This window comes from Anaerolinea thermophila (genome assembly GCF_020723905.1).
GTDB lineage: Bacteria > Chloroflexota > Anaerolineae > Anaerolineales > Anaerolineaceae > Anaerolinea > Anaerolinea thermophila_A.
The window spans coordinates 24,698-50,854 of sequence record NZ_DYHZ01000007.1 but is presented as its reverse complement, the minus strand read 5'-3'; the positions used below and the strand labels follow the sequence as shown (position 1 = coordinate 50,854).

At 55.4% G+C, this 26,157-nt stretch carries 19 protein-coding genes; 4 read left to right on the top strand and 15 right to left on the bottom strand.

Going from position 1 to position 26,157, the window contains the following annotated elements; translation table 11 throughout:
• Positions 1-57: 57 nt before the first annotated feature.
• The 4 genes from LHF31_RS11265 to LHF31_RS11250 are packed head-to-tail and all read left to right on the top strand — an operon-like array spanning position 58 to position 4,157.
• Entirely contained in the window at positions 58-1,077 is a 1,020-nt protein-coding gene (locus tag LHF31_RS11265; RefSeq protein WP_298007138.1) for an ABC transporter permease, read from the top strand.
• A 2-nt stretch (positions 1,078-1,079) separates the two neighbouring features.
• A complete protein-coding gene (locus LHF31_RS11260) occupies positions 1,080-2,330 on the top strand; it encodes an ABC transporter permease (protein ID WP_298007135.1) in 1,251 nt (416 codons plus the stop codon).
• Between the two features lie 8 nt (positions 2,331-2,338).
• Positions 2,339-3,346, top strand: a complete 1,008-nt coding sequence (locus LHF31_RS11255; protein WP_303774231.1) for an ABC transporter ATP-binding protein — start codon at positions 2,339-2,341, stop codon at positions 3,344-3,346.
• Positions 3,339-4,157, top strand: a complete 819-nt coding sequence (locus LHF31_RS11250) for an ABC transporter ATP-binding protein (protein WP_303774230.1) — start codon at positions 3,339-3,341, stop codon at positions 4,155-4,157. The genes LHF31_RS11255 and LHF31_RS11250 overlap by 8 nt, the downstream gene beginning before the upstream one ends.
• Positions 4,158-4,235: 78 nt before the next feature.
• Here LHF31_RS11250 and LHF31_RS11245 read toward each other — a convergent pair whose 3' ends face one another.
• The 15 genes from LHF31_RS11245 to LHF31_RS11175 all read right to left on the bottom strand — a co-directional run bounded on the left by LHF31_RS11245 (position 4,236) and on the right by LHF31_RS11175 (position 26,144).
• Positions 4,236-5,024 carry an alpha/beta fold hydrolase gene (locus LHF31_RS11245; protein ID WP_298003932.1) on the bottom strand — a complete coding sequence of 263 codons (789 nt, stop codon included), beginning with the start codon at positions 5,022-5,024 and terminating at the stop codon, positions 4,236-4,238.
• 9 nt (positions 5,025-5,033) lie between these two features.
• Positions 5,034-5,414, bottom strand: a complete 381-nt coding sequence (locus LHF31_RS11240; protein WP_298003930.1) for a response regulator transcription factor — start codon at positions 5,412-5,414, stop codon at positions 5,034-5,036.
• A 9-nt stretch (positions 5,415-5,423) separates the two neighbouring features.
• A complete protein-coding gene (locus LHF31_RS11235) occupies positions 5,424-12,383 on the bottom strand; it encodes a GAF domain-containing protein (protein ID WP_303774229.1) in 6,960 nt (2,319 codons plus the stop codon).
• Positions 12,384-12,413: 30 nt separating this feature from the next.
• Positions 12,414-13,316: a response regulator gene (locus LHF31_RS11230; protein ID WP_298005537.1), complete on the bottom strand. Its 903-nt coding sequence runs from the start codon at positions 13,314-13,316 to the stop codon at positions 12,414-12,416.
• Between the two features lie 122 nt (positions 13,317-13,438).
• Entirely contained in the window at positions 13,439-14,212 is a 774-nt protein-coding gene (locus tag LHF31_RS11225) for a glycosyltransferase family 2 protein (RefSeq protein ID WP_298005539.1), read from the bottom strand.
• Between the two features lie 9 nt (positions 14,213-14,221).
• On the bottom strand, positions 14,222-15,649 hold the full coding sequence (locus LHF31_RS11220) for a DUF6056 family protein (RefSeq protein ID WP_298005541.1): 1,428 nt from the start codon (positions 15,647-15,649) through the stop codon (positions 14,222-14,224).
• Positions 15,650-17,158 (bottom strand): glycosyltransferase family 39 protein, encoded by a 1,509-nt coding sequence (locus LHF31_RS11215; RefSeq protein WP_303774228.1) that lies wholly within the window; start codon positions 17,156-17,158, stop codon positions 15,650-15,652. It abuts the gene before it with no gap.
• 22 nt (positions 17,159-17,180) lie between these two features.
• Complete coding sequence (locus tag LHF31_RS11210; RefSeq protein WP_298008223.1) at positions 17,181-18,680, bottom strand: glycosyltransferase family 39 protein; 1,500 nt, start codon at positions 18,678-18,680, stop codon at positions 17,181-17,183.
• 2 nt (positions 18,681-18,682) lie between these two features.
• A complete protein-coding gene (locus tag LHF31_RS11205) occupies positions 18,683-19,618 on the bottom strand; it encodes a glycosyltransferase family 2 protein (protein WP_298008225.1) in 936 nt (311 codons plus the stop codon).
• Between the two features lie 13 nt (positions 19,619-19,631).
• On the bottom strand, positions 19,632-20,435 hold the full coding sequence (locus LHF31_RS11200; protein ID WP_298008227.1) for a 6-hydroxymethylpterin diphosphokinase MptE-like protein: 804 nt from the start codon (positions 20,433-20,435) through the stop codon (positions 19,632-19,634).
• Between the two features lie 11 nt (positions 20,436-20,446).
• Complete coding sequence (locus tag LHF31_RS11195) at positions 20,447-21,223, bottom strand: SDR family NAD(P)-dependent oxidoreductase (RefSeq protein WP_298008229.1); 777 nt, start codon at positions 21,221-21,223, stop codon at positions 20,447-20,449.
• Positions 21,201-22,850: a hypothetical protein gene (locus tag LHF31_RS11190; protein WP_298008232.1), complete on the bottom strand. Its 1,650-nt coding sequence runs from the start codon at positions 22,848-22,850 to the stop codon at positions 21,201-21,203. Before LHF31_RS11190 ends, LHF31_RS11195 begins: the two co-directional genes overlap by 23 nt.
• An 8-nt stretch (positions 22,851-22,858) precedes the next feature.
• Complete coding sequence (locus tag LHF31_RS11185; protein ID WP_298008234.1) at positions 22,859-23,827, bottom strand: phosphoglycerate dehydrogenase; 969 nt, start codon at positions 23,825-23,827, stop codon at positions 22,859-22,861.
• A gap of 8 nt (positions 23,828-23,835) precedes the next feature.
• A complete protein-coding gene (locus LHF31_RS11180; RefSeq protein ID WP_298008235.1) occupies positions 23,836-24,531 on the bottom strand; it encodes an acylneuraminate cytidylyltransferase family protein in 696 nt (231 codons plus the stop codon).
• A gap of 2 nt (positions 24,532-24,533) precedes the next feature.
• Entirely contained in the window at positions 24,534-26,144 is a 1,611-nt protein-coding gene (locus LHF31_RS11175; protein WP_298008237.1) for a hypothetical protein, read from the bottom strand.
• Positions 26,145-26,157: the final 13 nt, after the last annotated feature.

The window sequence follows — 26,157 nt, the reverse complement described above, 5'->3', positions numbered from 1 at the left end:
ATATAATGGATATGTAATGAAATGAGTGATTGAGTGAGTGGTGAAAGAGGAGGCCCTGTGTCAAAGAGTTACCTGCGGTATTTTTTGAACAAACTTGCCTGGTTGCTGGTCACCGCTGTGTTTGCGTTTATTTTGAACTTTACCCTTCCCCGCCTCATGCCCGGCGACCCGGTAGCCGCCATTACAGCCAGAATTGCCCAGGGTATGTCCAATACCACCGGCATGAAAGAGGTTTACGAGCGGTACGCCGAGCAATTTGGCACCAATAAACCCATCCACGAGCAGTTCCTCATATACATGAAGAACATTCTGCAGGGGAATTTCGGGACGTCTTTCAGCCAGTATCCCAGACCGGTGGCAGATATTATCCGCGCTTCCATCGTCTGGACGATTGCCCTGCAGTTTCCAGCCATCATCGTGGGGTGGATCATTGGAAACGCCCTGGGAGCGATGGCGGCGTATCTGAAAAAGGGCTTTGATAAAGTCCTTATGCCCATCAGCATTTTCGTGAGCAATTTCCCTGCATTCGGCATGGCGATCATCCTGATGGTCATCTTTGCGGTGAACCTGAAATGGTTCCCCACATCCGGAGGGTACGGATACAACCTGATCCCCAATTTCAGTTGGGAGTTCATCTGGTCGGTTATTGTTCACTACCAGTTACCCTTCTGGTCCATTGTGTTGATCATCATCGGGGGGCAAGCCATTGGCATGCGCTCCATGTCCATTTATGAACTGAATGCAGATTATGTAAAGTATGCGCGCTTCCTCGGGATTAAAGACCGCGTGATTGTGCGCTATGTCTTCCGCAACGCCATGCTTCCTCAGATTACGGGTTTGGCGCTTTCCATCGGCACGATGGTAAGCGGCGCGCTGGTTGCGGAAATTGTCTTCAGTTACCCGGGGCTGGGTTACACCATGCTCAACGGCGTCATGGGACAGGACTACCCGCTGATTTCAGCAGTGACGCTGATTATCACCATCATGACACTGATTGCCAACTTCCTGATAGAAATTCTCTACGGGATCATTGACCCGCGCATCAAAGCCGCCCAGGCGGAAGAACAAGGAGGATAGCCATGATCCATACCCTTCGACAGGTCTTTCGTTCCGGAAAATTCGTAACAGGGTTTGTCATTTTTGTCAGTTTACTGCTGATTGTGCTGATTTACCCCCTGCTTGTTCCGGATGATCCGCTGGCGATTATTGGTTTAGGTACGTTCTTCCCGCCCGGAATTTATGTCAACGTGTACGACTCCGTGAACGTCTCTCCGTACACTTTGAACCTGCCTGATGCCACCACCAAACGCATTGCCGACAAACTGGGGCCAAAAGAGCGTCAGGACATGAAGGAATTTTTACTGGCAGCAGGTATTCCCGAAGAGGAAATAGACATTGAAGACACCGCCAAACTGCTGGATTTATGGGAAAAGAACTATGACCCCAACAAGAACATCGAGGGAATGACCCTGGCGAAAATGCGCTATTACCAGCGGCTTAACAATTCGCTCAAAGGGTTACTGGCAACAGAAGGACTGATTGTGGCTCTCCCCAACGCTCAAACCGGGCAGTTAGAACAGGTCAAGGTCATTGAACAGTCCGATTATGCCAATATAAATGAAGTGCCTAACGTGCGCGTCCTGCCGCTCGGAACCGATAACTTTGGCCGCGATGTGTTGACCGAACTGGTTAAAGCCGCAGGGGTCTCCCTGCAAATCGGTTTTGTGGCAGGATTGATTGCCACCCTCATTGGTCTGGTACTGGGATTGCTGGCAGGGTACCTTGGCGGCATGGTGGATGATATCATCATGTTCTTTACCAACCTGCTGATTGTCATCCCTTCGTTCGTTCTGCTGATTCTCATTTCCTTCAGCATTGGACAGGATAAACGCGGCGCCATAACCATCGCAACGGTGATCGGGTTCACTTCGTGGGTGTGGACGGCAAGAGCCGTGCGCGCGCAGGTACTCTCCCTGCGCAACCGCGACCACGTCAACCTTTCCCGCCTGTCCGGACACTCAACAGTTTACATCATCCTTAACGACATCCTGCCCTACATCATGTCCTACGTGGTAATGGCGCTGATTCTGCAAATTTCTTCCGGCATTCTGGCAGAAGCGGGGCTTTCCATTCTGGGGCTGGGACCGCGCACCACAGAGGTGCCAACCCTGGGCTTGATGATGAACTGGGCGATGATTTATCAGGCGCACGTCTTAGGCAAATGGTGGGCATACCTCCCCGTACTGGTGACCATTGCGCTGATTACCTTCTCGATGAACCTGATGAACACCGGTCTGGATCAGGTGTTCAATCCTGCATTGAGGGAATAGAGGTTGACATGGGAAAAGTTATTCTGGAAGTTCGAGAACTCTCCACAAAGTACGTCACCCGCTTTGGGGAAAATGTGTATGCCGTAGACCGGGTCTCCTTGAAGGTGGAAGAAGGCAAGTCCTTAGGGATTGCGGGAGAATCCGGGTGTGGAAAATCTACCCTTGCCCTGAGCCTGATGGGATATTATTTTGCCCCGCTTCATTACATCAGCGGCGATATCATCATTGACGGGCAAAACATCTCCAAAATGCACCCTGATGAAGTGCGCCGAAAAATATTGGGAAAAGAAATTGCTTATATCCCACAGGCGGCAATGAACGCACTCAACCCCACGTTGAAGATCATCAACTTCATTGAGGATGTTATTCACGCTCACGATCCCAAAGTGCCCAAGAAAGAAATCCACGATATGGCTCGGCAGCGCTTCGAGGAACTGGGATTGCCTGCTGAGGTACTTCAAAAATATCCGGTGGAACTATCTGGCGGGATGAAACAGCGCACGGTGATTGCCACCTCAGTTATCCTTTCGCCGAAAGTCCTGATTGCCGATGAACCCTCTTCGGCTCTGGATGTGACCTCGCAGAAAATGGTCATTAAGATGCTGAAAGACATGATGGAGAAGGGACTGGTCAAGGCGATGATCTTTATCACCCACGAACTGCCCCTGCTCTACAATGTCACCGACGATATCATGGTGATGTATGCCGGACAAATTGTTGAACAGGGGACAGCTCAACAGGTGGTGTTTGATCCGCTGCACCCTTACTCCAAAGGCTTGATGGGCTCCATCATCGTACCCGAAAGCGGAGTGCGGGATGTGAAATTAACCGCCATTCCAGGCGCCCCGCCCAACCTCAAGCGTCCACCTCAAGGATGCCGTTTTGCCGACCGCTGTAAGTACGTGCAGGCAGAATGCCGGGTGCAATCCATTTATATGCGCGAGGCTGCCAACAACCGGGCTTACCGCTGTATCTTTCCTGAGGAACAATTAAGAAAGGTGTACCAAAATGAATGACACTGTTTTGCAAGGGGTAAACCTGACCAAAGTGTTCGGCTGGGGGAAACAGAAAACCATTGCGGTAGACCACGTGAATTTTGAAATTCGTGCAGGCGAGGTGTGTTCCATCGTGGGCGAATCAGGGAGCGGCAAGACTACCCTGGCAAAAATGCTTTTAGGGCTTCTCAACCCCACCGAAGGGGAAATTTACTTCCAGGGGAAGAAGCGGGACATCAGCACCCAGCGGAAGAAACGGGAGTACTGGAAGAACATTCAGGCAATCTTTCAAGACCCCTATTCCGCCTATAACATCTTCAATAAGATTGATACCCTTCTGCTGGACTGTATCCGCATGCGGGGGGATTTCTGGTTACCCCGCGAGAAGAAGATCGAACTGATGAGCGAGGCATGCAGTTTCGTCAACCTGGAATACAAAGAGTTGACCAACAAGTACCCCTTCGAACTTTCGGGCGGGCAAATGCAACGCCTGATGATTGCCCGCATCTTCCTGCTGAAGCCCAAGATTCTCATCGCCGATGAACCCACTTCGATGATTGATGCCTGTTCGCGCGCCACCATTCTGGATATGTTAATGAAACTGCGCGACGAAGTGGGCATGACCATCATCTTCATCACCCACGACATTGGTCTGGCGTATTACGTATCGGATACCGTTTACATCATGGAGCGCGGCAAAATTGTCGAATCCGGCTCTGCCGATCAGGTTATCCTCACCCCCCATCACCCATACACCAGGCGTTTGATCAGCGATGTGCCGAAGATTCACGAAGCCTGGGATCTCTCAACCGTAACCTATTCCGGCTTATAAAAACACGCCTCTGGTAAATCAAACGCCCTCTGGTCTTTGCAAGGCAGAGGGCGTTTGATTTTTCTGGAGAGGCTTGCTTTAGCGCACACGGCGTTTCCATTCTTCCTTCAACTGCAACATTCGTGGACTCTCCCCCACCCCAAGCGAAAGGAAATCCATCACCAGGCGATTGAACTTACTGCTTTCTTCCAGGATGGGAAAATGTCCTGACTGGTCAAACACAATCCCATGGGTCTGGAACGGCAGACTCAGGAAGACTTCATCTGATGGTGCCGGGACAACAGGATCTTTTTCGCCATACACCAGCAGACAGGCACAGGTCAGTTTTTGACTGGCTTCGTGGGCTTCAATGGTGGCTAAACCCTCCAGCGAGTCCTGAATGGCTCGCGGATCGGTCTTGGCGGCTTCAACGCGCACCGGCTCGGTGGTAGGATTGCGCTCCAGCAGCCAGTCCACCAGTTCTTCGGGAGACTGGGTACGCAAACGGGGGTGAAGGCGGGACTCATCCAGCGGATAAGATACCGCCAGAACGCGATCGACAACGTCCGGGTTGCGCAGAGCAAACATCACCGCTACCGTAGCCCCCAATCCATGCCCAATCAGCGCAACCCGCCCCATACCCATTTGATCCATGAACCCTTTCAGCAGGTTAACCTGCGCATCCAGGTTGTAGCGTTCGGGCACCTTGGCGCTATCGCCATAGCCCCAGAAATCCAGCGCATAGGTGCGGTAGGCAATGGACGCCGCCTGCATGGTGGGAATCCAGTAACGCCAGGAGCCAATCCAGCCGTGCAGGAAGATGACCGGGCGACCCCGCCCCAGCACCTCGTAATGCACCATCTGCCCATCCAGCAGGATTGCGCTCATGGTTCTCCCTTATCCTTTACTTGCGTACTTTTCCAGCAGTTCAGATACCCGCTGAGCCAGTTCCATGGGAGCAAACGGCTTGAGCAAATACTCCGAAGCCCCCACGCTGAGCCCGGTTTGAATTTCTGATTCCTGCCCTTTTGCAGACAGGAACACCACAGGAATATGGGCAATGGAAGGATCGGCTTTCATGGCGGCACAGGCTTCATATCCGGTCATGCGCGGCATACGCACATCCATGAGGATTAAATCGGGTTTCTCAGCGCGCGCCGCCTCAACGGCGTCCTCGCCATTCCCCACCGCTATGACTTCATGCCCGGCAAAACCAAGCGTAAATTTCACCAGATCGCGAATATCGGGTTCATCTTCGGCAATCAGAATCTTCGCCATTCTTTCGCCTCACTCCACAGAATTAATCGGTAATGTGAAAGAGAATGTACTGCCTTCACCACGAATCCCACTGCTCTTGAACCAGATTCGTCCGTTGTGCATGGTGACGATGGTCTTTGCCACCGCCAGCCCCAGGCCGGTGCCAGCGGTTTTCAACACCAGCGGATCTTCGCCGCGGTAGAAGCGCTCAAAGATGCGGTCCTGATCTTCAATGCTGATGCCAATGCCGTCATCCTGTACGTCCACCTGGACTTCACCGTTATTACGGAAAATCCGCACCCACACGTGCCCATTTTCTGGCGTGTAGTTGTAACCGTTCACCACCAGATTGGTCAGCACCTGACGGATGCGTTCTTCGTCTCCACGCACGGGCGGCAGATCATCCGCCACCTCCAGGGAGAAGTTCATGGGCTTTTCCTCTTCCTGAGAGCGGCGGGAGACATACTCCATCACCTCTTCTGCCAGCAGGCGCAGGTTCAAATCGGTCATGTTCAGGGTGATCTTCCCCGACTCGATGCGTGACAGATCCAGCAGGTCATTAACTAAAACCCCAAGGCGCTCGGTATTATTCTTGACAATTTCCAGGAAGTGGCGCTGTTGCGGGGTCAGTTCGCCAGTAGCACCCAACAGCATGATTTCCACATAGCCCTTGATCGAGGTCATCGGTGTGCGCAGTTCATGGCTGACATTGGCGACAAACTCAGACTTCATGCGATCTACCTGTACCTCATGGGTGATATCGCGGAAGATACTCACCGTGCCGAGGAATTGAGAACGCCAGAATACCGGTGCCAGATGCACCGCAATGACTTTGCCGTTATCCAGATCAAACTGATCGGCAAAGAATTCACCACCGTAGGACTTGGGTTCCTTCGACCAGTTCCGGATGGTGCGCAACCAGTTGGTGCCGGTGCGTCCAAACAGACCGGAAAACTGCTCCAGCGGACGCCCAACCACATCCTGCGCTCTGAGATCCAGTATGCGTTCAGCAGAGGCGTTGAAGAGGGTAATCTTACCCTCGCCATCGGTGACCAGCACCCCGTCGGCAATGGCTTCGAGCAAAGCGCGCGAGCGGCTGGCTTCAATTTGCTGTTCGCGCAACATCTTGCCCAGATGCTCCGACTGATCCCGAATCAAGTTGAACAGTTCCGCATTATTAATGGCAATACCAATTTGTCGCGCGGTGGCTTCTGCCAGCGGAATCTGATTCTCATAGAAGTAACCGGGGTCGCGATGCAGGAGCAAAAGCGCGCCAAGCACCTCCTCGCCCATAATAATGGGAACCGCCAGCACACTGCGGTATGTGGGCGTTTCCGAAGCGGGAATTTGCCAGCGCGGATCGGCTAATACATCAGAAAGCAGGAGCGCCTTGCGGTTTTTTGCTACCAGCATGGTGATCTCGCGTTCCAGCGCTACCTTTCGACCGGCACTCTCCCATGCGGCAACGAGATTTTCGCCTGCACGGAACGGCTTTCCATTACCCTGCAACATGAAGGCAAGGCTCTCATGCGAACCGAGCGACTCGTTAATGACACCCAGAGCGCGGTTAAGCACCAGATCCATATCCAGACTGGTGGAGAGTTCGCTGATGACCCGCAACAGGGTTTGCGAGTTTTGATGCTCGCGGCGCAGTTCGCTGGTGCGCTCCTCCACCCGTCTTTCAAGCGTCTCGGTGAGACTGCGGGTTTCCTCAAACAGGCGGGCGTTCTGAATGGCAATTGCCGCCTGATTCGCCACCGTGCGCGCCAGTTCGATCTCTGCCACTGCAAAACGGTAGGCTTCCCGCTTCTGCAACAGAATCCAGCCATGCAGGGTGCTGGCGGCAATCAACGGCACAACCAGCAACGACTGAATGCCCCGCTTCTCAAAATACTGCCCATACCAGTCGCCCAGTTCAGTCTCCGCCGACAGGGTATCGGAATTGAAAATACCCTGCGTGTCTTTCAGATGTTTGAGTAAGGGCACATCTTGCACCACAACCGGAAGGGTAAGATCCTGCTGAAGCGGCTCTTCCAGTTCGAGGAGATTCTCTCCATCAGAAGATGCCATTACAAAGGCAACAATGTCCGCCCGGAGCGCTTCCTGCAGATGCTGACCGGTGACACGCAAAATGTAAGGGATATCGAGGGATTGTCCCAGTTCCCCGGAGAGACGGTTGAGCAACGCCAGGCGCTGGGACCGCTGATCCAGTTCGGCGGCACGGCGCACCGATTCTTCAAAGAGGCGGGCATTTTCCAGCGCCACCGCCGCCTGTCCGGCAAAGGTCGTCGCCACCTGAAGATATTCATCGGTAAAGAACCCGGCTTCCTTTTTCTCACAGGCAATCAGCCCGATCACTTCACCCTTGACAATGAGCGGGATACCCAACCATGAGAGACGATCGGGTGGCACCAGTGCGGGGAAGCGGGCATCTGAACGCACATCTTTGATGGCAATCGGCGCCCCCGTTTCCACCATCTCGCGAAAGAGCAGGCTGTCTTCCACCGCAGCAGAAAGCCCGATGCGGCTTTGATCGTCTTCAAAACCCCGCGCCGAAAACACGGTCAGCCAGTCGCCTTCCCGCAACCAGAGGGTGGCTGTATCGTACGGCACCACAGAGGAAAGCAAATCGAGCAATTGCGCAACCAGTTCCTCGCGCTTCAGGCTGGAAGTCAGGCGGCTGGAGGTCTGCGTCAAGCTTTGCAGTTGGGTAGCGCGCACCTCTACCGTCTGATACAGACGGGCATTCTCCAGTGCCAGTCCTGCCTGCTGGGTGAAAGAATATGCCAGGGCTTCATCTTCTTCATGGAAGGCGTCAGGCTGTTCAAAGTTCTCCAGCACCAGCACACCGCTGACCTTATCAGCAAGGCGCAAGGGCAACATCATACAGGAAATGGGCAACCGTCCGCGGGTAGCCTGACGGTAACTCAACAAATCTTCTGGAGAGAGGTGGTACTGAGTCGGGAAATCCACTTCGGCTACACGCAACGGTTCACCTGTGCGCAATACGCGCAACATCAGCAGGCGCGGTGTATCTCCCAGCAAACCGGTGGTACTGACCAGACTGTAAGTAGTCTTGAGGGCGGCTTCATTGTCCACATAGCCAGAAGCCACCTGCGGGTGAATCAATGCCCGTTCGGGATCGAATAAACCCACCCAGCCCGCCTGCGCCTGCGGAAGGACTTCGCGGACGCTCTCCACCAGAGAGCGATAAATTTCTTCAGGTTTGAGAGTACTCAGTTTAAGGCTGAACTCCAGCAGGTAGTTGACCTCTTCCAGACGCCGCCGCATCTCTTCCAGCAATTGCAGGTTCTGCAAGCCTGTGCTGACCTGTCGCGATAACTGTTCAAAGATGCGCCGATCTTCTTCCGAGAATGCGCCCAGCGTGCGGCGCCCAACCACCAGTACTCCGTAGCGTTTTCCGCTTCTCCCCGGCAGGTACAATCCCACAAAACTTCTTGCTTCCAGCCCGTTGAGCAGGGCGCTCTGATGCCAGTCCGGGTGAGCATCCACACTGGCAACCAGCAGAGCATTGCCCTGCTCTGTGCCCGTCTGAAGCAAATGCCGGAGCGGATTTCGCTGACCAAACAGGGCTTCGACATTGCACCCTTCCGGGACAGTACCCAGCGTTTCCACCAGCCGTACTCCAGAGGGGGTGCGCTCGGCGATTAACGCTACCTGCAGAGCAAAGCGGGTCAGCAGTCCCTGCGCCAGCGTGCGTAACACGGCAAAGGCATCGTCCTGAGCATTCGCCTGGGCGGCAATTTCCAGCGAGGCGCGGATGCGCTCAATGCGGCGGTTCAGGTCCTGCAATTCGAGGGTGTGCTCCAGATCACGACGCAAGAGCACCGGCATGTTGAGGCGCGCCGCCTCTGCCGCTCGGGTCAGACGCTCGCGCTCGCCTTCCAGTTCGCTCAGACGCGCTTCCAGCGAGGAAACGCGGCGGTGGCTTTCAATCATCAAACCGGCTTGCACGCCAAAGATTTCCAGCGCTTCAAAAGTGGGACGGTCAGGTCGGCGTCCATCGGAAGGCATATCTACGCTGATCAAGCCCAGCGGGTTGCCCGCCGAGTCGTACAACGGGACGAGCAGGAAATCTTCCGGATTCCAGGCGTCTTTTCCCAGATCGCTGACGGGCTGGTCGAATTCCAGCACGTGCACATCCGCAGGAATTGCCGGAGAGCGATCTGCCGGAATGAAGTACACACTGCCCACACGGAACTCGGGACGCAAGAGAGAACGCAGGCTCTCCCACGGTTGTACGTGCGACTTCAACTCTTCCCACTGTTCCAGCGTCAAGCCGGTCGCACACACCCGCCGAAGCGTTCCATCGGAAGGCTCATAGACACTGATAACATTCACCTGGAACGGGGTTGCCTGACGAATCGCAGAGCCAATCGCCACCAGCGATTCTTCCAGCGGCAAATTGGGACGCAGGAAACGGGATACTTCGAGCAGTTCCGCCAGGGTATCCAGTTCGCGCTTGAGCAAAGCGCTGCGACGGCTCTCATCCTCAAACTGCACGGCGTTGCGCAACGCCACCGCCGCCTGCACGGCTAACGACTGCGCCATCTCCAGAGCATTCTCATCAAACTGAGCAGGACGCAATCCGTGCAGGGAAATCACCCCGCCCAGCGTCTGCCGAATCAGAATCGGGACAGCCAGACCCGAACGGACACCCACATGGGGCGGGTTTAACCCTGCCTGAACAAAGTCTTCCTCCCGCACCCCTTGCAGATTCTCCACAGCCCGCAGTTCCAGCGAAGTCAATTCACCGCTGTGGGCATCGCCATATACCCGACGGACAACCGGAAGCCCTTCTTCCGGTTGCCTGGGGTCGAAGAACAGAATGGAACCGCAATCGGCGCCGGTGATACGCACGGCTTCGCTGTGAATGACCCGTAAAATGGCATCCAGGTCCAGCGAGTTGCTCAGTTCACGGCTGATGCGGGTGATGGACATCAGTTGATCCACCCGGCGGCGCAAACTTTCGTCGGTTTGTTCGCGCAGGAAAATTTGCTCTACCGCACCCGCCAGTTGCCCTGCCGCGGTGGCAACTAACTGAACATCCAGGGCATCAAAGGCATCTTCTCCGGAATTTCCAAACCATAATTCACCCACTCCCAAACTGCGTACCACCAGCGGAACCGCCAGCACGGAGTGCACATTCCACTGACTCAACAGGTGCCGGTAGAAGGGAATGATGGGCACCTCGTCGGTAATCAAACCAACCCGCAGGACTTCCTGCGATTCAGTGATGGTAAAGGGGAATTGCGCATCATCTACCTGTAAACGGGTAACCCGCTCAGGCAAATCTACTGCGGGACCAACAAACGAACTGCGATGAAGACTGAGCGTCGTTCGGGCTTGATCCATCAGGAATACGGCACCCACCTCTGCGCGGAGCAAACGCGCCAGTTCCTGAACGGAGAACTGCAAAATTTCATCCAGGTTGGCAGCAGAACTGGTCAGGCTGACAATTTGGCGCAAGGCTTCTGCGCGCTGAGCGCGCTGGCGGGACTGCTGAACGAGCAGCGCATTCTCAATGATGGAAGCGACCTGATTGGAGACAATCATCAGCAGGTTTAACTCAGACTGGGTGAAGGAACCGCCTTCCAACCGGTTAGAGACCTGCAGATAGCCAAGCATACGTCCGCCGGATTGCAGAGGCACCAGCACCGTCTCATGTAAACTGGCGGCTTGTGCCACAAACGCCAGTCCGAGGTTTTCCCACAGCGGGTCAGTACTGGCATCTTCCGTCAGGAGAACATCCTGCTCAAGCAGGGCGTTTTCCAGCGGGCTGTTGATACCAACATTGACGCGGTAGAGTTCCGTAATCTGGTCGGGCAACCCGTAGAAAGGAATCTGCGCTTCCAGGACTCGTTGGGCTTCCTGGTAGAGCAGAAAACCCGCTATGTGGACTTTAATCAACCGGGCAACGTTCTCCACCAGCCGGGAGAACAGGCTTTTGGGGTCTCGCATGGAGCCAAAAGCCTGCGTCAGTTGCGACAAACGGCTCAATTCGGTACTGCGTTTTTTCTCTTCCTGAAAAACCAGCGCATTGCGGATGGCAAGGGCGGCCTGTTCGGCAAGCAGGCGAATCAGTCCCAAATCTTCTTCACGGAATGCGCCGATCACCCGCGAACCCAGTTCCAGTGTGCCGACAAATTCGCCATCTGCCATAAGAGGCAACCCCATAAACGAGCGGATGCCCGGCATACGTCCTTCAGCGGGGCGCACATCCATGCGCCGCGAGATATCAGTGATCAGCAGAGGGACACGTTCCTGATACAGAAAGCCTGTATATCCCTCACCCGGAGCGCCTCCTACGGGGTCCTGTTCCAGACGCCGTTCACTGCTGGAAACCCAGTTTAACTGGAAGAAAACAAATCGGCGAAGTTCGCTATCCCAAACCCCTACTTCAAGATAATCTGCGGGAACTATTTTCTCCACACCTTCCAGAACGGCAGTGAGGGTTTGTTCCAGATCAAGGCTCGCCGCCATGGCACGGGTGAGTTCGGTAAAGGTTTGCAGGGTTTGAGACGATAAACCCTGCTCACCGCCTTCTGTCAATCCGGTCAATTCAGGAAAGCGCAGGGAAACCAGTACCAGTTTATCCTGTTGAAAGGTCAGGGCATACGAAACCCCTTCCACGAAACGCCCGTTTAAGACAAAACGCGCCCGTCCCTCTCCGGCGCATAACATCATCAAAGCATCCACTGGGCGGGCATGACGCACCAGACGTTCCAGATCGGGGATTTCATCTTCCCGCAACTGGAACACCTGCCGGGCACGCTCGTTAAGCGAACGCACCCTTCCCCCTGCTTCAACGACCAGAACGGCTTCCTCGCCATTGCCGGCGGGACTGTGCAGCAAATCGCCTTCCGGAACTGGACGCATTTTCGGGGCAGTTTGCGCCAGCAGGCGCACCACGCCGAAAAAAACCAGTCCTGTGATGATAAAAATCAGCCCCAGATCAAATGCGTTCACTGCAACCGTCAAACATTCAACTGTAAGGATTTACCGCTCATTCGCGGCATCTTTCCGCCGCTCTTCTGCCGCCAGTTCGGTAATTTCCCGGATATCGGCAAAATAGTGCGTTGCAGGCGAGACAATACCCACCGCCAGTGTCATCAGCGGGGTGGTTTCAATCTTTCCTTCTTCGTTGGGCGCCAGAATGTAGCCCTGCTGACGATCCATGAAGTTGTAATGGGTGAGAACTTCCTCTTTAAACCGTTCCTTGGCACGTTGTTTGATGACTTCAGCGCGGTCTTCTGCTGTGAGAATGACAAAGTTATCGCCGCCCGCATGCCCCACAAAGTCATTCTGAGTGCCCAGTTCATCCACTACCTCGCCCAACAACATGGCAGTGAAGCGTAAAACATCCCCACCAGCAATGAACCCGTAGACATTCTTGAAAGGTTCAAAGTAATTGATACGCACGTCAAGGAATGCCCAACCACGCGGTTGACGAATCATCTGGCGGAGTTGATCTTCGATCATCCGTCCTGCGGGCAACCCTGTTTGCGGGTCGGTCAAACTCTCACGTTCCGAACGGGAAATGGCGTTCTGAACGCGCAGGCGCAGTTCATCAATATCAAAGGGTTTGGTGATGTAATCGTCCGCGCCCAGTTCCAGCCCCTGCAGTCTGTCACTGCGTTCGTCTTTCTGGGTCAGGAAGATCACCGGAATATGGCTGGTGCGGGTGGTGGTGCGCAGTTGACGGCAAACCTCGTACCCGTTGATATCAGGGAGCATAATGTCCAGAACAATCAAATGGGGCATGTTTTGCCGTGTCTTTTCCAGCGCATCACTACCACGCAAAGCGGTTTCTACTTCATAGCCCTGACTGGTGAAGTAGATTTTCAACATATTGGAGATATCTACATCATCTTCTACAATCAAAAGACGGGCTTTACCCATGCGAGCCTCCCTTTGGAACAGGCATGACAGTCTATCAGTGCGGATGTACTGAGGGCACCACCTGTATTGTATTATAAGACCGAAGGATCGAAAACCATTTTATACCCACCAAATGGTTTTTGTTAGCCGTTTGTAAATAAGCGCCTTCTTCTCCAGCGGATAAGAGGAGCAACCAGACGACGCAGATAATACTTGAAGACAATCGGCGCAAACCATCCCCCACCCAGCCGCCGGTGCACCCGCAGCATCTCAGGCCAGCAACGGTCATCCGCTGAAATTGTCTTGGCGTCCGAATGCAGGCGGAAGTTCGCCCAGACCTGCCCGGGAATATACACCAGCGGAGCGAGCGCCGCCAGCCGCACCCACAGGTCGTAATCCATGGCAAAGTAAAAGCTCGGGTCAAGGGGACCTACCTGGCGCCAGTAAGAAGCCCGCCAGAAAGCCGCCTGCTGGGGAATGTGCACATATCCTTGGCGCAACCGGCGGTAATCGGTTTGTGCGGCGGGAAAACGTCCAATCACCCTGCCGTTTTCATCTATGTAATGAGCATCTCCATAAACCATGGCGGCTTCAGGGTGTTTTTCGAGCGCCTCCACAGCGGCACGTACTGCACCCGGTTCGTAAGTATCATCCGAATTGAGCCATGCCAGAATCTCACCATGTGCGTGAGCAAACCCCTTGTTGATAGCATCTGTCTGTCCCCGATCGGGTTCTGATACCCACCAGGAAAGCCGACTGGCATACCGTTGAATGATCTCCACACTGCCATCGGTAGAACCGCCATCCACTACAATGTACTCGATATGAGGATAGTCCTGATTGAGCACCGAAAGCATGGTTTGCTCCAGAAAGCGTGCCTGATTGAACGAAGGTGTTACGATTGTGACCAGCGTCATCTCCCCTCCTTAACGCACAATTTCGAGGTGTTCCAGACCATAATAGCGTTCTGCGCAGGTACTCACCCAGTTACCTCCTGCGTTCCAGTCTTCCAAGCCCATGACCACATCGGTTTCACGGACGATGAGAGAGCGTTCTCCACGGGCAAGGGTTTGCAGAATGAGTGCCTGACGTTCATCCCAGCGTTGCGCGCGAACGCTCAAGTTCTGGTACTCTGTCTGCAGGTTCAACACCCCACGCATGGGATAAATAGCCCCAGCCAGCAATACGCCAAGCGCAAGCCAGCGCCACATCCCTCGCGCAGGATAGGGCGAACGCATTCCCAATCCCAGCATTATGGCAACCCCCATACCGGTAGAGAGCAACACAAATCGAGCCGGCATCAGCGCTCGCCCGGTAGGATACTGCAATCCAGCATACACGCTGGGCGCCATGCTGGCAAGGAGAAGAATTCCCCCAAGCACCAGAATCAAGCCAATTCCCATTAGCATTTTCGAAAGGGGGATGCGATCCCCCGGTTGAAGGAGGACCAGCCCCCAAACCGTCAGCACAAGCATTCCAAGGGGGATGGGCAAACCACGAAGAGAATATCCGATGAAGTCCAGGGTATAGCGTAAAGTAAAGGCAGCCAGTTCCCAGATTCCGGGCGGAGGGGGCAGTTCTGCCTGCCGCCAGGCATTGGAAGGGGAAAGAAACATCACCCCAAGCGCCAGCACAGCCCCCAACAGCGCAGAGAGCCATCCCCACCAGACGCGCGTTTCCAGAGAAGCAGATTTCCTCCACACCGTCAGCCCTAACAGGACAAGGAACATCACCTGCAACGCCCCCGTAGTCTCCGAAAATCCGCCAATGAAGAACGACCACATCATTGGGAAGAGGAGTAATAACCCCTGTCCCTTTCCCGGAATTTCTGTGCGGGTAAGGCGCAAAAGCCCCGCGCCCGTCAGAAACATCAAGGGCAGAGGCAGGGTGTAATGGAGCGTACCCATCCGCCAGTAAAGCGTCTGCAGACGGTCAGGCGCCAGAAACGCGCTGTAGAACACCAGCATCAGGGCAAGCAACAGAATCACCCGACGTGAAAAGGTGACCCGGAAGAAGGAGAACAGTTCCCCCAAGAAGAGGTATGTGCTCACTCCCCATAGCACCAGCACCGCCGCAGGGAGAAAGCGCACGCCATTCAGTCCGAGCGGCTCCAGCAACGCCACCAGCGCAAATGCCGAAAAGCGGTTCCCTGAAAGGGTGTACCACTCCGCCAGCCCCCGCCATACACCAGACTGGCGCGCCACCAGCCCGTAGCAGTAATCATCTGCCCAGTAACGCGCATACGTACCCAGATAGCCCAGAAAAGCCAGTGCCATGAAAAAAGTACCGACAGCCAGCCACTGCACCGCGCGGGTAGCATCATATCCAGTACGACGACTCATACGTGGGTCCATTTAGTTCCCCCGGTTTGTGCGCAAATCAAAGATCAAACAGGTATCACTTTGTCGAATCAGAGGATACTGTACCAGAAAATCCTGCAGGGCTTTCTGACGTTGCCATTCATCCATCAAGGTGATGACAAAATAATCCCTGTCACGGGTTTGCTCCTGCAGTAACGCCTGAACATCTACATCCTGACCCGCGCGGCGGCGCAATTCCATCTCTGCCTGCGTCCACCAGGCAGTTGGGGTGATCCATCCCCAGTAGGTCAGCCGCGCGCCATAATCGGGGAGCAATCCAATCACGCGGGCATCGCGCCCCATCTGTTCGGCAAGAGACTGCCAGAAAGCAGGCTCGGCGCGATAATCTGACTTCCTTAAGGTATTGCGGGTTTCGTAGAGCATCCAGACCGCAGTTCCCAGCAGCACCAGCGCCATACCCGCCTGCCAGAGACGACGCGGCTCAGCAAGCCGCTGAAGGAATACTGAAACCATTCCCGCCATTCCCAGCGCCATGAAGGGAAGAAGAGGCAAACTGTAGTAGTCGTGCGTGGAAATATGATGAGGAAGCGCCAGCCCCAACGCCACATATCCCATCCATCCTCCAAACGCGATCGCCCGCAGAGGCACAGGCAAAACCATTGTCCCCAGCAGGGCAAACGCCATCCATGCCAGTCCAAAGGTTTGAGTGAGCAGGCTTGCCCAACGCAGGTAAAACACCGCATCCATCCAGTACTGTGGGAAAAAGCGCAGGCTCATCTGCTGTTGAAGATACCCCACCACAAACCACCCATACAGGGAATACCCCAGCAGGGGAAGAGACGCCAGTCCACCCAAAGCCAGCAGTTGCCCCCCCATGCGGCGGGAAAAGCGACTCCTTTCAGTCCAGAGCAGTACTGCCAGAGGGAAAAAGAGCATAAACCCAGCGGTGGCTTTAATCAGCAGAGTCAGCCCGCTCAAAATCCCGGCGGCAATGCACCAGCGCCAGGATTGCGTCTGCCACCAGCCCGTCAATGCCCACAAAGACCAGAGTATCAGCGCCACCATCAACGGATCAGGCTGGAAAGAGCGGCTTGCAATGACCCCGTAAGGGAAAAAGAGCAGGAAACCCAGCCCCACAGCCGCAAGCGGCGCAGAAAGCCAGCGGCGCATGAGCAGGTACCCGCCCAGCGCCCCCGTCACCCAGAACATGAGCGCATACAACCTGCCCACCAGAGGCACTTCCCTCCCCAGCAAACGATAGGCGCCCACCGCCAGCATCTCCATGACAGGAGGTTCAACGATCCCCTCCGCCCGGGCTTGAAGGCGGGCACGTTCTCTCTGCCATTCGGGAACACCGGGCGCGTCAGCAAGATACATCCCCCGCGCCAGAATGAGCGAGTGCAGTTGCCGGGTAGGATGAAAATCCAGCGGCGGATCGTCCAGATCATACAGGCGAATCCACAGCCCTGCCGCCAGCAACATCAGCACAAGGAGAACTTCTCCTGTCCGGGAGTTCCGCCATTGCTTCAGGACATTTCTCATACCTGGCATCCTTTTCTCATCCCTATGGCTCACACCGGAATACCAGTAAACCGCCCACCTGATTCCACAGGCTCAATCGCAAAGGTGAGCAAAGCGAATCATCCAGACCACGCTCGGCAAGAACACTTTGAGGCGTTTGTCCCTCAGAAGGACGCACCACAATGAATATTGTGTCGGGCGAGTGCATACGTTTGCTTTCAAACCACTCCCGCCCCACCCCCGCTTCCATGAGATAAAACCACAAAGGAGCATCATCTGGCGTACCTGCCACGACAAAGGGCTTTGCCACCCTCTCATTAACCAAAAGGTCAGCAACCGGTTGCACATCCGCCGGGTGAAGATGCGAAACAGTACGAAGAGAAGTCGTCATCAAAAGTGCCAGAAGCACTACACCAGCGATCCATTCAAAGCGGGAGAGGCGGGGCAATTTACCGCGGAGAACATTCCACACCTGCCACCATCCAACCGCCCCGCCCAGCACCCAGAACGGGATCAGAGCCGTCCACAGGCGCGCCATGGGATTTGCCCGCTGCAACATTACCACCCCTGCCGCGCCAATCATCACAATCAACAGGGGAGAAAACCGTTCTCGACTGACACGGGCGTGAAAAAGGATTGAATTGAGCGCTCCGGCTGAGATGACCCAGCCCACCCACGAGGGAAGCCCCAGAGTCCATTCATCGGCGGTTTCCTGCAGGCGAACCAGCACAGTTGGGAAGAAGGCATGCCAGTCCAGCGGCTGAACAAAACCGTTCCCCACCAGCGAACGCCACCCCGTACCCCATAACACGACAGGCAAATACGCCAGCGCCGTAAAAAGCCCCGTAGCGGCTACCACGCCCATCAGCGGAAGTGAAAATTTCCGCATCCACACAGCAAAGGAACGGTTTTCGCGATCCCAAAGCACCAGGGAAAGCCAGAGCATCACTCCCACAAAGGGATATGCCATGAACGGCACCGTCCAAAACCCCAGCCCAGCCACAAGCACCATGAGAATCCAACGGGCAGGGCTGGAACGAGACACAATTGCCTGCGCCAGCAGGAAAAGCACGAGGGTCAGGAGGGTATAAAAACTGTATCCGCGCGCATTGGTGGCATAGAGAGCCTGAACCGGCAAACCCGCCAGCAGAGTCGCCGCCAGCAGTCCCGTGCGGGAGGAGTACATCCGCGCGCCCAGCACCGCCAGCACAGGGATGCACAACCCTGCGGCAAGGAAGGCGGGCAGGCGCACCGTCCACGGGTGCGTTCCCAGCGCCATCGTCGTCCAGTGCACCAGCAAAGAGTGAAAGATGTGGTTATTGGGAAGATGGTAATCGGAAATCAGCGCCAGGAAAGGACGCGAAGCAAACGCCACGTAGGTGTAGGCTTCATCATGCACCATGGGACGCGAGAGCAAAGGCACGCGCACCAGCATTCCCGCCAGCGAGATGAACAACAGGTACCATCGTTCATCTCGCGAAAGCGGAGATAGCGAAAAGACCGCCCGCAGATCCTGCCACCCGGCGCTCAATCGGTGAGCCATGTTTACAACCTCATGCGCCGCCGCCGGGCACGCAGATACAGGTGCTTCAGTCCTTCCACATTGACCAGCAGACGGGCATAGGCATACAGAATGCGCCGCCATTCCATCAGCGCTGTGGGAGCATGGGTCAGTAAACTGCGCGTATATGCCGCCGCGGCAGGGCGGATCTGCCCCGCATCCAGCAGGTAGCGGGCATTCAGGCGGTGCGCTCCCGCCCGAATGGGCTTTTCCAGACGGCGAAACCGTTCCGCCAGGGCAGGCTCCTGAGCCATCCAGTCCACCAGACGATAGGCTTCCTGACCAAAGCGAGCCGCCTGCGCCACATTCTTCGCCAGCGGATGAAAGCGGGCACTGGCTAAGCGCTGGCGCAGATACACCATCGGCGCAACCTGTGCACAGCGCAACCACAGATGATGATCCAGCAGAAAATGATAAGAGGGGTCCAGAAATCCTGCCCGTTCAAGCACCTCACGGCGGATAAATACCCCCGGCTGGCTGATGATGCGAAACTGCATTAAATCATCCAGCGTCCAATCCCCAAAGGTCATCACATGGACAGGGGTTCCTTCGCTGTCAATAGAGATGACATCCCCGAACACCATCCCCGCCTGGGGATGACGCTCAAAGGCTTCCACGGCAGCGCGCACCGCGCCGGGTAAATAGAGATCATCCGAATTGAGCCATGCCACAATTTCTCCCCGCGCGCGGGAAAAGCCTTTATTGATGGCATCCGCCTGTCCCCGATCGGGTTCAGAAACCCACCCCGCCAGCCGATGGGCGTATTGTTGAATGATCTCCACACTGCCATCGGTCGAACCACCATCCATCACAAAATACTCGATGGCAGGGTAATCCTGCTCCAGCACCGAGCGCAACGTCTGCTCCAGATAGAGCGCCTGATTGAAGGATGGGGTGACGATTGAGACCAGCGGGGGCATGAGAGATGATCTCCTAGAAGAGGGTCTCGTAATCCACTTTGGGGAAAACGGTCAACTTGCCGCCAACGGTAGCATCGAGCACCCGTCTGCCATCTCGCTCAAAGGCTTCGCGCGCCATTCGGTAGGCACGCTCGGAAGTTTCCAGGTCGGGCAACTGCCAGCGGAAGCCCTTGCCGAAGTAAGCGGGTGAGAAATGATTGGGATCATCGCCCTGAGAAACCACTGTGGTGTTGGGCTTCCCCTGCGTGGTGAAATTATGATCCACGCCAATCAAAATCACCTCAGAAAACCCCAGATAATAAGCCGTTTGCAAAGCAGTGTAGGTCACCGTGGCACCTTCCCAGAGTCTGCCGCGCAAATCAGTGGCAAATTTGGGACCGGTGTAAGTGGTCCAGAGGAAGTACAGATCAGGTTCAGGAGTAAGCCAGCGGCGCGCCCTCCAGGAAACAAACCGCGGCATCTTCAGGGTTTGTATTTCAGCGGCACACTGTTCGATGACCAGATCGTTTACAGAAAGGTAGTAAGTAGTCTGAAAGCCCAGTTCTGGGAACATCAGGTAAATACGGTTCATGCCCAGGGTGTACTCGCCGCGGAGTTTGCTCATATCGGTATGGCGTAAACTGGGACCGTTGCCAATGATAAAACAGCGCTCACCCTTGTGGCGGTTATGCAGGGCGCTGAGACGTTCCATAGTATCCCGCCTCCAGGGGTGAAACATCGCCGCAGGCATCTGAGCAGTGCGGTCAACCGCATCCAGCATCTCGCCAATGGCGCGGCGCACAGGGACAGGAATGGCTTTTTTCATCGTATCCAGCATGGTCGCTTCCCTCACTCGGTACTGAGTCGAGCGGTGGCTCCGCCATCCACCACCAGCGCCTGCCCCGTCATGAACGAAGACTGGGTGCTGTCGGCAAGGAAGTAAATACAACGGGCAATTTCTTCTGGCTGTGCTACCCGCCCATTAACGGTCTTGCGCGCCAGATTTTCAAGGCGGTCCACCACATCCGAACCGGTCAGACTGCCGCGTTGCATACTCATCCGCAACATGGGGGTATCCACTGCCCCGGGCAGGATGGCATTGACCCGAATGTTATCTGGAGCAAATTCAATTGCCATGGCACGAGTCAGCGCCAGCAAACCGCCTTTGCTGGCAGCATAGGAAGAAATATTGGCTGAAGTGGCAATGGCATGGACCGAAGATACGTTGACAATTGCCCCACCGCCGCCCGCCTTGAGCAGAGGATATCCCAGTTTGGCGCCTAAAAACACAGAACGCAGGTTAGAAGCCATGACCAGATCCCATTCTTCTGCGGTGGTTTCCAGAAGCGGTTTGGCAATCTGAATCGCCGCATTGTTGACAACCGCATCCAGCGTATGGGTAAATGCCGCCGCCTGATCGTAAATTCCCCGCAGGGCTTCCGGGTCAGCAATATCCGCCTGAATGAACAGACCGTTCTTTGGGAAATCCTCGCCAAAAGGACGGCGATCTACCCCAATCACCACCCATCCGGCTTCGGCAAACACCTTGACGGTTGCCCGCCCAATTCCACCGGCGGCGCCGGTTATGAGCATGTAACGTGTCTCACCTGTCTTCTCGTATGGCATATAACTTCTCCCAGTTTACAGCCTTTGAATCTTTACGGAAATACATCCAGTGCCCGTTCAATTTTACCTTTTCGTACTCTATTAAAAACCGCTCTCCAATATCATAGGTACTTTCCAGCAGTTCTACCACCACATCGGGCTTGAGGGCACCAATGGAATACGAATAATCGAATTTAATATGCCCGGGACGCAGGACCTGCCAGTCGGCATCCGGGGGAACCTGAATGGGTGAACGGGCAATGCGTTTATCGGCTTTGCCCAGCAGGTCAATACAGGTTCGATGGGAAAAATAACAGATATTCCCCGCCGTCACCATTGCCACGCTCGCCCCGGGATTCGTTATCTCGCGAATCAGCAAACCATCTTTAGCATAGCGCAAACTGCCCGGGACGTAAATGGAACGCTCATATAGCAGGAAAAAGCGCAGTGCACCCTTTTCCGGGTGACGCAGGTTGGAGCCCACCCAGCCATTGTTTACCAGCCGGTTCATCATCAGCAGGGACAGCACAGCAAATGCCACCAGACCTACACCCATCAAAAGAGGCATAAGTCGTTTAAGTCCTTGGAAGAGAGTCCCCAATTGCTTGAGTAGAAACTCTGCCCAGTGCCATGCCGTCAAAGCAAAGAGCAGGAAAAACGCTGGCATTCCCGGCGAGATAAAGCGGTTGGCGCCCCCGCGGTGTTCCCAGGCATCTCCGCCCACATAGATGCTGTACGCGCAGTGCGCCAGAAAGACCAGCGCCAGCAAGAGCACCCGCCGATCGCGGCGAAAAAGCGGCAGGGCAAGCGGGAACAGCACCAGAGGAAAGAACATTCCCAGCACAAAATGGTAAAAGGCAATTACCCCGCGGCGGATGCGCGCCCAGGCTGGCAACCCCTCCATTTTGAGCACATAGGTGTTCGGCAGCCACTCTCCGTAATACCAGCGCCGCCAGAGGGTCTGTCCGCCCATAAAAAGGAAAAGCATTCCTGCCCCCCAGAGCAGATGCGAACGCCGGTTGCGCACATCGAACCAGAGCAGGAAAGCCCACACAGTCAGGTAGCCCACCGCCGCATCCATGCGCACCAGCGTCAAAATGCCCATCCACAGGTACAGCCACGGGCGGAAACGTCCATCTTCAAGAGTTTCCAGCGCCAGCCAGACCGAAACGCTCACCCCCAGCAGAATTACCCCCACCTCCGTGCCGATCAAGGACCAGTTGGTGAGAGGATAATAAAAAGCCGTCATCCCCACTCCCAACACCATCACCCAGGGATTGTCAGGAGCAATCCGACCGGCAATGCGCCGCACCACAAAGAGATTGGCAATCACCAGCACCAGACCGGTTACCTGAATGGGAAGCGCCATCCAGTTTTCGGGAATGGGGAACAGATGAAAGAACGCCATGTACAGCACCCATAACAGATTGGTGTAGCCTTCCACGCGTTCCCCGCCGGGATTCCACACCAGTCCATACCCCTGCGCCAGATTACGGGCATAGGTCATCGAAATGGTGGCGTCATCAAAGAGCAGAAAATACGTCTGACCATTAATGTTCACAACCATCTTGAGCAGGAATACCACGCCATAAACGAGGTATGCCAGCACAATCAAGAGGAAGAAGACATCGGAAAGACGTCGAGGCATAAAGGCTCTTAAGACTTCATCCAGCGCGCAAGATCATCGTGAGGAATGCCCAATCCATCCAGCAAATTGCGGATGGTGTTCCAGTGGACCCGTTCCCATGCCGCCGGGCTGGAATTGGAATTGTGCGCTGCCAGCAAAACGTTTTCCATGCGCCGGAGAGGAGAATCCTCCGGCAGTGGTTCGATTTCAAACACATCCAGCGCCGCGCCAGCAATGCGCTTTTCTTCCAGCGCCCGAATCAACGCAGGTTCATCCACCAGCGGACCGCGCGCCGTGTTAATGAGTACGGCTGTGGGTTTCATGTGCGCCAGAGTCCCGGCGTTGATGAGATGATAACTGGTGGGATTTAAATCTGCATTGAGGCTTACAAAATCACTGCGCTCAAGCAAATCTTCCAGGGAAGTCATCTCCACGCCGTTTTCAAGGATGAAATCCGGCGCAATGGGCACAATGTCATTCCCTAAAATCTTCATGCCAAAGGCACGGGCACGGCGAATCACTGCTTTACCAATGTTCCCTACTCCAACGACGCCCAATGTGCACTCGCTAAGCGAATAGCCGGGGAGTTTTGCCCAGATGCCGCTTTTGACCGCTCGATCCATCCAGGGAATCTGCCGGGCAAACGCCAGAATGTAGCCCATGACACTGTCGGAGACAGGCAGGGTGAACGCATTAGGGGTATTGCGCACCTGCACCCCGAGGCGCTGAGCGGCTTGACGGTCAATGGAGTCAATACCCGTACCCCACTTGGAAATCACCTTCAAACGGGGCAGACAGCGTTCTATCACGCGGGCAGTAAAGCGGTCGTCACCGCAGATCGCACCATCAAATTGTCCAGCATATTCGAGCAATTCCGCCTCTTCAAGGCGTTCTCGCACCGGCGGAATGATCAACTCCACCCCATAATGGGAAAATACCGGGCGGAAACGATCCACCACCGGGATCATGTAAGGCGCAGAGAGTAACACCGTGGGCATGAATCACCTCATCCTTGTTGATTTTTTGCCTGCCTGCCCAGCAAAAGAAACTCAACCATCTGGAACGTGCTTTCTTCATCAATGTCCCAGGCCTCATCCTGAGGAATTTCAAACATGTAAGGACGCTCGCCAAGACGGTTTCGGCGCTGTTCCAGCGTTTGCCGGGTGAACAGGTACACGCAGGAATTTTCCATGTACACCGGCGGCAAATCCTGGGTGCGCAAAAGAATGGCGGGATTGTGATTAATCGGGCGGGTTAACTGATCCCACAGGCGCACCTGCAGGCGCGTCACGCCAAAGAGCGAGTCATACGCCGGATAAACACCGCGCAGGGTACGAATAGCGTGGGAGAGCGTCTCCGCACGCAGAAGCGGATTGGTGCTGTGCGTTTGCAGGTACAAATCGGCAGGCACCAGCGAAGTGTCATGCATGAGAATTTCGTTCATGGGAATCGCGCCATCCCGCAGATGGATGGGACGCTCAATGGCGCGCACCTGCGGGTAATCACGGGCAAGCCCGTCCAGAATCACCGGGCTATCGGTATCAATGACCACCTCGGCAATTTCGGGAACCGCCAGCAGAGTATCCAGAATGTGGCGGTACAACGGCTTGCCCGCCAGTGGGCGATAGTTTTTTCCCGGTACGCGCTCAGAGTGATGCCGCATGGGCACCAGTGCCACAACCCGATTTAATCCTGTCGTCATGTTCATCCTTCCAGCACAAAGGGGGTATCGTGTAAAATCCCGTTGACGATGACCTGCAACACCGCCGATTGACGGGGATCAAAGGCTTGCGGCGGCAGGTCTTTGATGCGCACATAGCCGTTCCAGATACCGTCTTCCTCAAGAAACTCATCGAACGGCAAAGAGACCTTGTAAAGTTGATAGTAAAGGAAGCGGCGGGCGTTCTGGCGGAACTCCGGTGGGACTGCAATGGACTCGGCTTGCAGGAAGTCCTCCATCTGATAAAGGTATTCCTCTGCCGAAGCGGGGAAAAACACAGTAGGGATCTGGGTGAAACGCGCCCGCCCGGCGCACAGCACCGGCGCACCCATCAATGAGGCTTCCAGTCCAATGGTGGAATTGTAGAGAGCAACAAACTTCCCGCGCTGAATCAACTCATACGAACTGATGTACTCGTGCGAATCCACAAAATGGACATTGGGCAGTTGCCTCACACCGCACGCTTCAACCCACTGTGCCACACTTTCCCGCGAGGCTTTTCCCGGGCGGGACTCGTCCGGGTGGGCGCGAATGACAAAAAGCGTCTCCGGGTGTCGCTGGATCACCTCCAGCACCCGATCCAGCCACTCAAACATGTTCGAGAAAAGCACGTTGGAGTGCGGCTGGCTGGTGTCAAAAATCACGTTGGTGAAGACAGGCACCATCTGACGGAAACGGGCAATTTTTTCCAGCATGTCCGCCTCCAGCCCGCGCATGTGGGGCCAGAAACGCACCCCTGCCATGGTGAAGTTGCCCTGCAGTCGCTGTTCCAGGTAGGCATCCAGGCGCTGTTCCTGCTCCGAAGATAAGGAAAAATCCGCGGGGATATCAATGGGATAGGCAGTCGCATCACCGGTAGTGAAGAACGCCGTAAACGGACGCAATCCCACTTCATGAGAGATAACCCGCAAGCCACGCTGACGCGCCACAAAGCGGGCGGTTGCCTCCGGATAAAACATCCCATTAAACACCACTACCGCCTGCGGTTGAACTTCATCCAGCAGAGCGCGGAATGCCTGCGCCACCCGGTACGCGGAGAGGATATACTCACGGTACAGGAAACGGGTAGGCTCGTCATCAATCAAATGGTGACGACGCAACGCCCAGCGCAACCCCGGGAGACACAGCGCGCCCAGGGGAACTTCCTGCCACTCAAAACTCATCAACTCTGGCAGGCTCAAACCGACAAGCACCCGTGCCAGCGCTTCCTCTGGGGCGGGTAAAAACCAGCGCGCATCACTGTGAGCATAGACTGCGCGGGACTGGGCAATACATTCCGCGCAAGGGGGAAGCGCCGATGGGTTATCAGGCTGAGTGCCTAACACACAGCGGCTCATCCCCCCCTGACAGACAAAATGCACTACCGGCACCCCCGCCATCTGCATCGCCCAGGCAGTGACCCGCTGGAAACCGGCGTTTAGACTCAACCCCTGAAGACGGGTAGAAGCATTGAAAAACACCACCGGCGCAGTGGCGATGTCCCGCGGAGAAGCACGGCGCACCGCCTCATCCAGCGCAGTCAGGCGTAGATTTGCCTGACCGTGCACCCAGCGGCGGCGCAAGCCGTGTTCAATGCGTTTCACCAGACGTTTCAACTCTGTCTCTCCC

Bases quoted from the DNA above. Each gene is read 5' to 3' on its own strand.
- LHF31_RS11220 (WP_298005541.1), bottom strand. From the start codon at position 15,649: ATGGACCCACGTATGAGTCGTCGTACTGGATATGATGCTACCCGCGCG.
- LHF31_RS11185 (WP_298008234.1), bottom strand. From the start codon at position 23,827: ATGCCCACGGTGTTACTCTCTGCGCCTTACATGATCCCGGTGGTGGAT.
- LHF31_RS11195 (WP_298008229.1), bottom strand. From the start codon at position 21,223: ATGCCATACGAGAAGACAGGTGAGACACGTTACATGCTCATAACCGGC.
- LHF31_RS11255 (WP_303774231.1), top strand. From the start codon at position 2,339: ATGGGAAAAGTTATTCTGGAAGTTCGAGAACTCTCCACAAAGTACGTC.
- LHF31_RS11215 (WP_303774228.1), bottom strand. From the start codon at position 17,158: ATGAGAAATGTCCTGAAGCAATGGCGGAACTCCCGGACAGGAGAAGTT.
- LHF31_RS11200 (WP_298008227.1), bottom strand. From the start codon at position 20,435: ATGCTGGATACGATGAAAAAAGCCATTCCTGTCCCTGTGCGCCGCGCC.
- LHF31_RS11250 (WP_303774230.1), top strand. From the start codon at position 3,339: ATGAATGACACTGTTTTGCAAGGGGTAAACCTGACCAAAGTGTTCGGC.
- LHF31_RS11245 (WP_298003932.1), bottom strand. From the start codon at position 5,024: ATGAGCGCAATCCTGCTGGATGGGCAGATGGTGCATTACGAGGTGCTG.
- LHF31_RS11225 (WP_298005539.1), bottom strand. From the start codon at position 14,212: ATGACGCTGGTCACAATCGTAACACCTTCGTTCAATCAGGCACGCTTT.
- LHF31_RS11260 (WP_298007135.1), top strand. From the start codon at position 1,080: ATGATCCATACCCTTCGACAGGTCTTTCGTTCCGGAAAATTCGTAACA.
- LHF31_RS11180 (WP_298008235.1), bottom strand. From the start codon at position 24,531: ATGACGACAGGATTAAATCGGGTTGTGGCACTGGTGCCCATGCGGCAT.
- LHF31_RS11230 (WP_298005537.1), bottom strand. From the start codon at position 13,316: ATGGGTAAAGCCCGTCTTTTGATTGTAGAAGATGATGTAGATATCTCC.
- LHF31_RS11240 (WP_298003930.1), bottom strand. From the start codon at position 5,414: ATGGCGAAGATTCTGATTGCCGAAGATGAACCCGATATTCGCGATCTG.
- LHF31_RS11210 (WP_298008223.1), bottom strand. From the start codon at position 18,680: ATGGCTCACCGATTGAGCGCCGGGTGGCAGGATCTGCGGGCGGTCTTT.
- LHF31_RS11190 (WP_298008232.1), bottom strand. From the start codon at position 22,850: ATGCCTCGACGTCTTTCCGATGTCTTCTTCCTCTTGATTGTGCTGGCA.
- LHF31_RS11205 (WP_298008225.1), bottom strand. From the start codon at position 19,618: ATGCCCCCGCTGGTCTCAATCGTCACCCCATCCTTCAATCAGGCGCTC.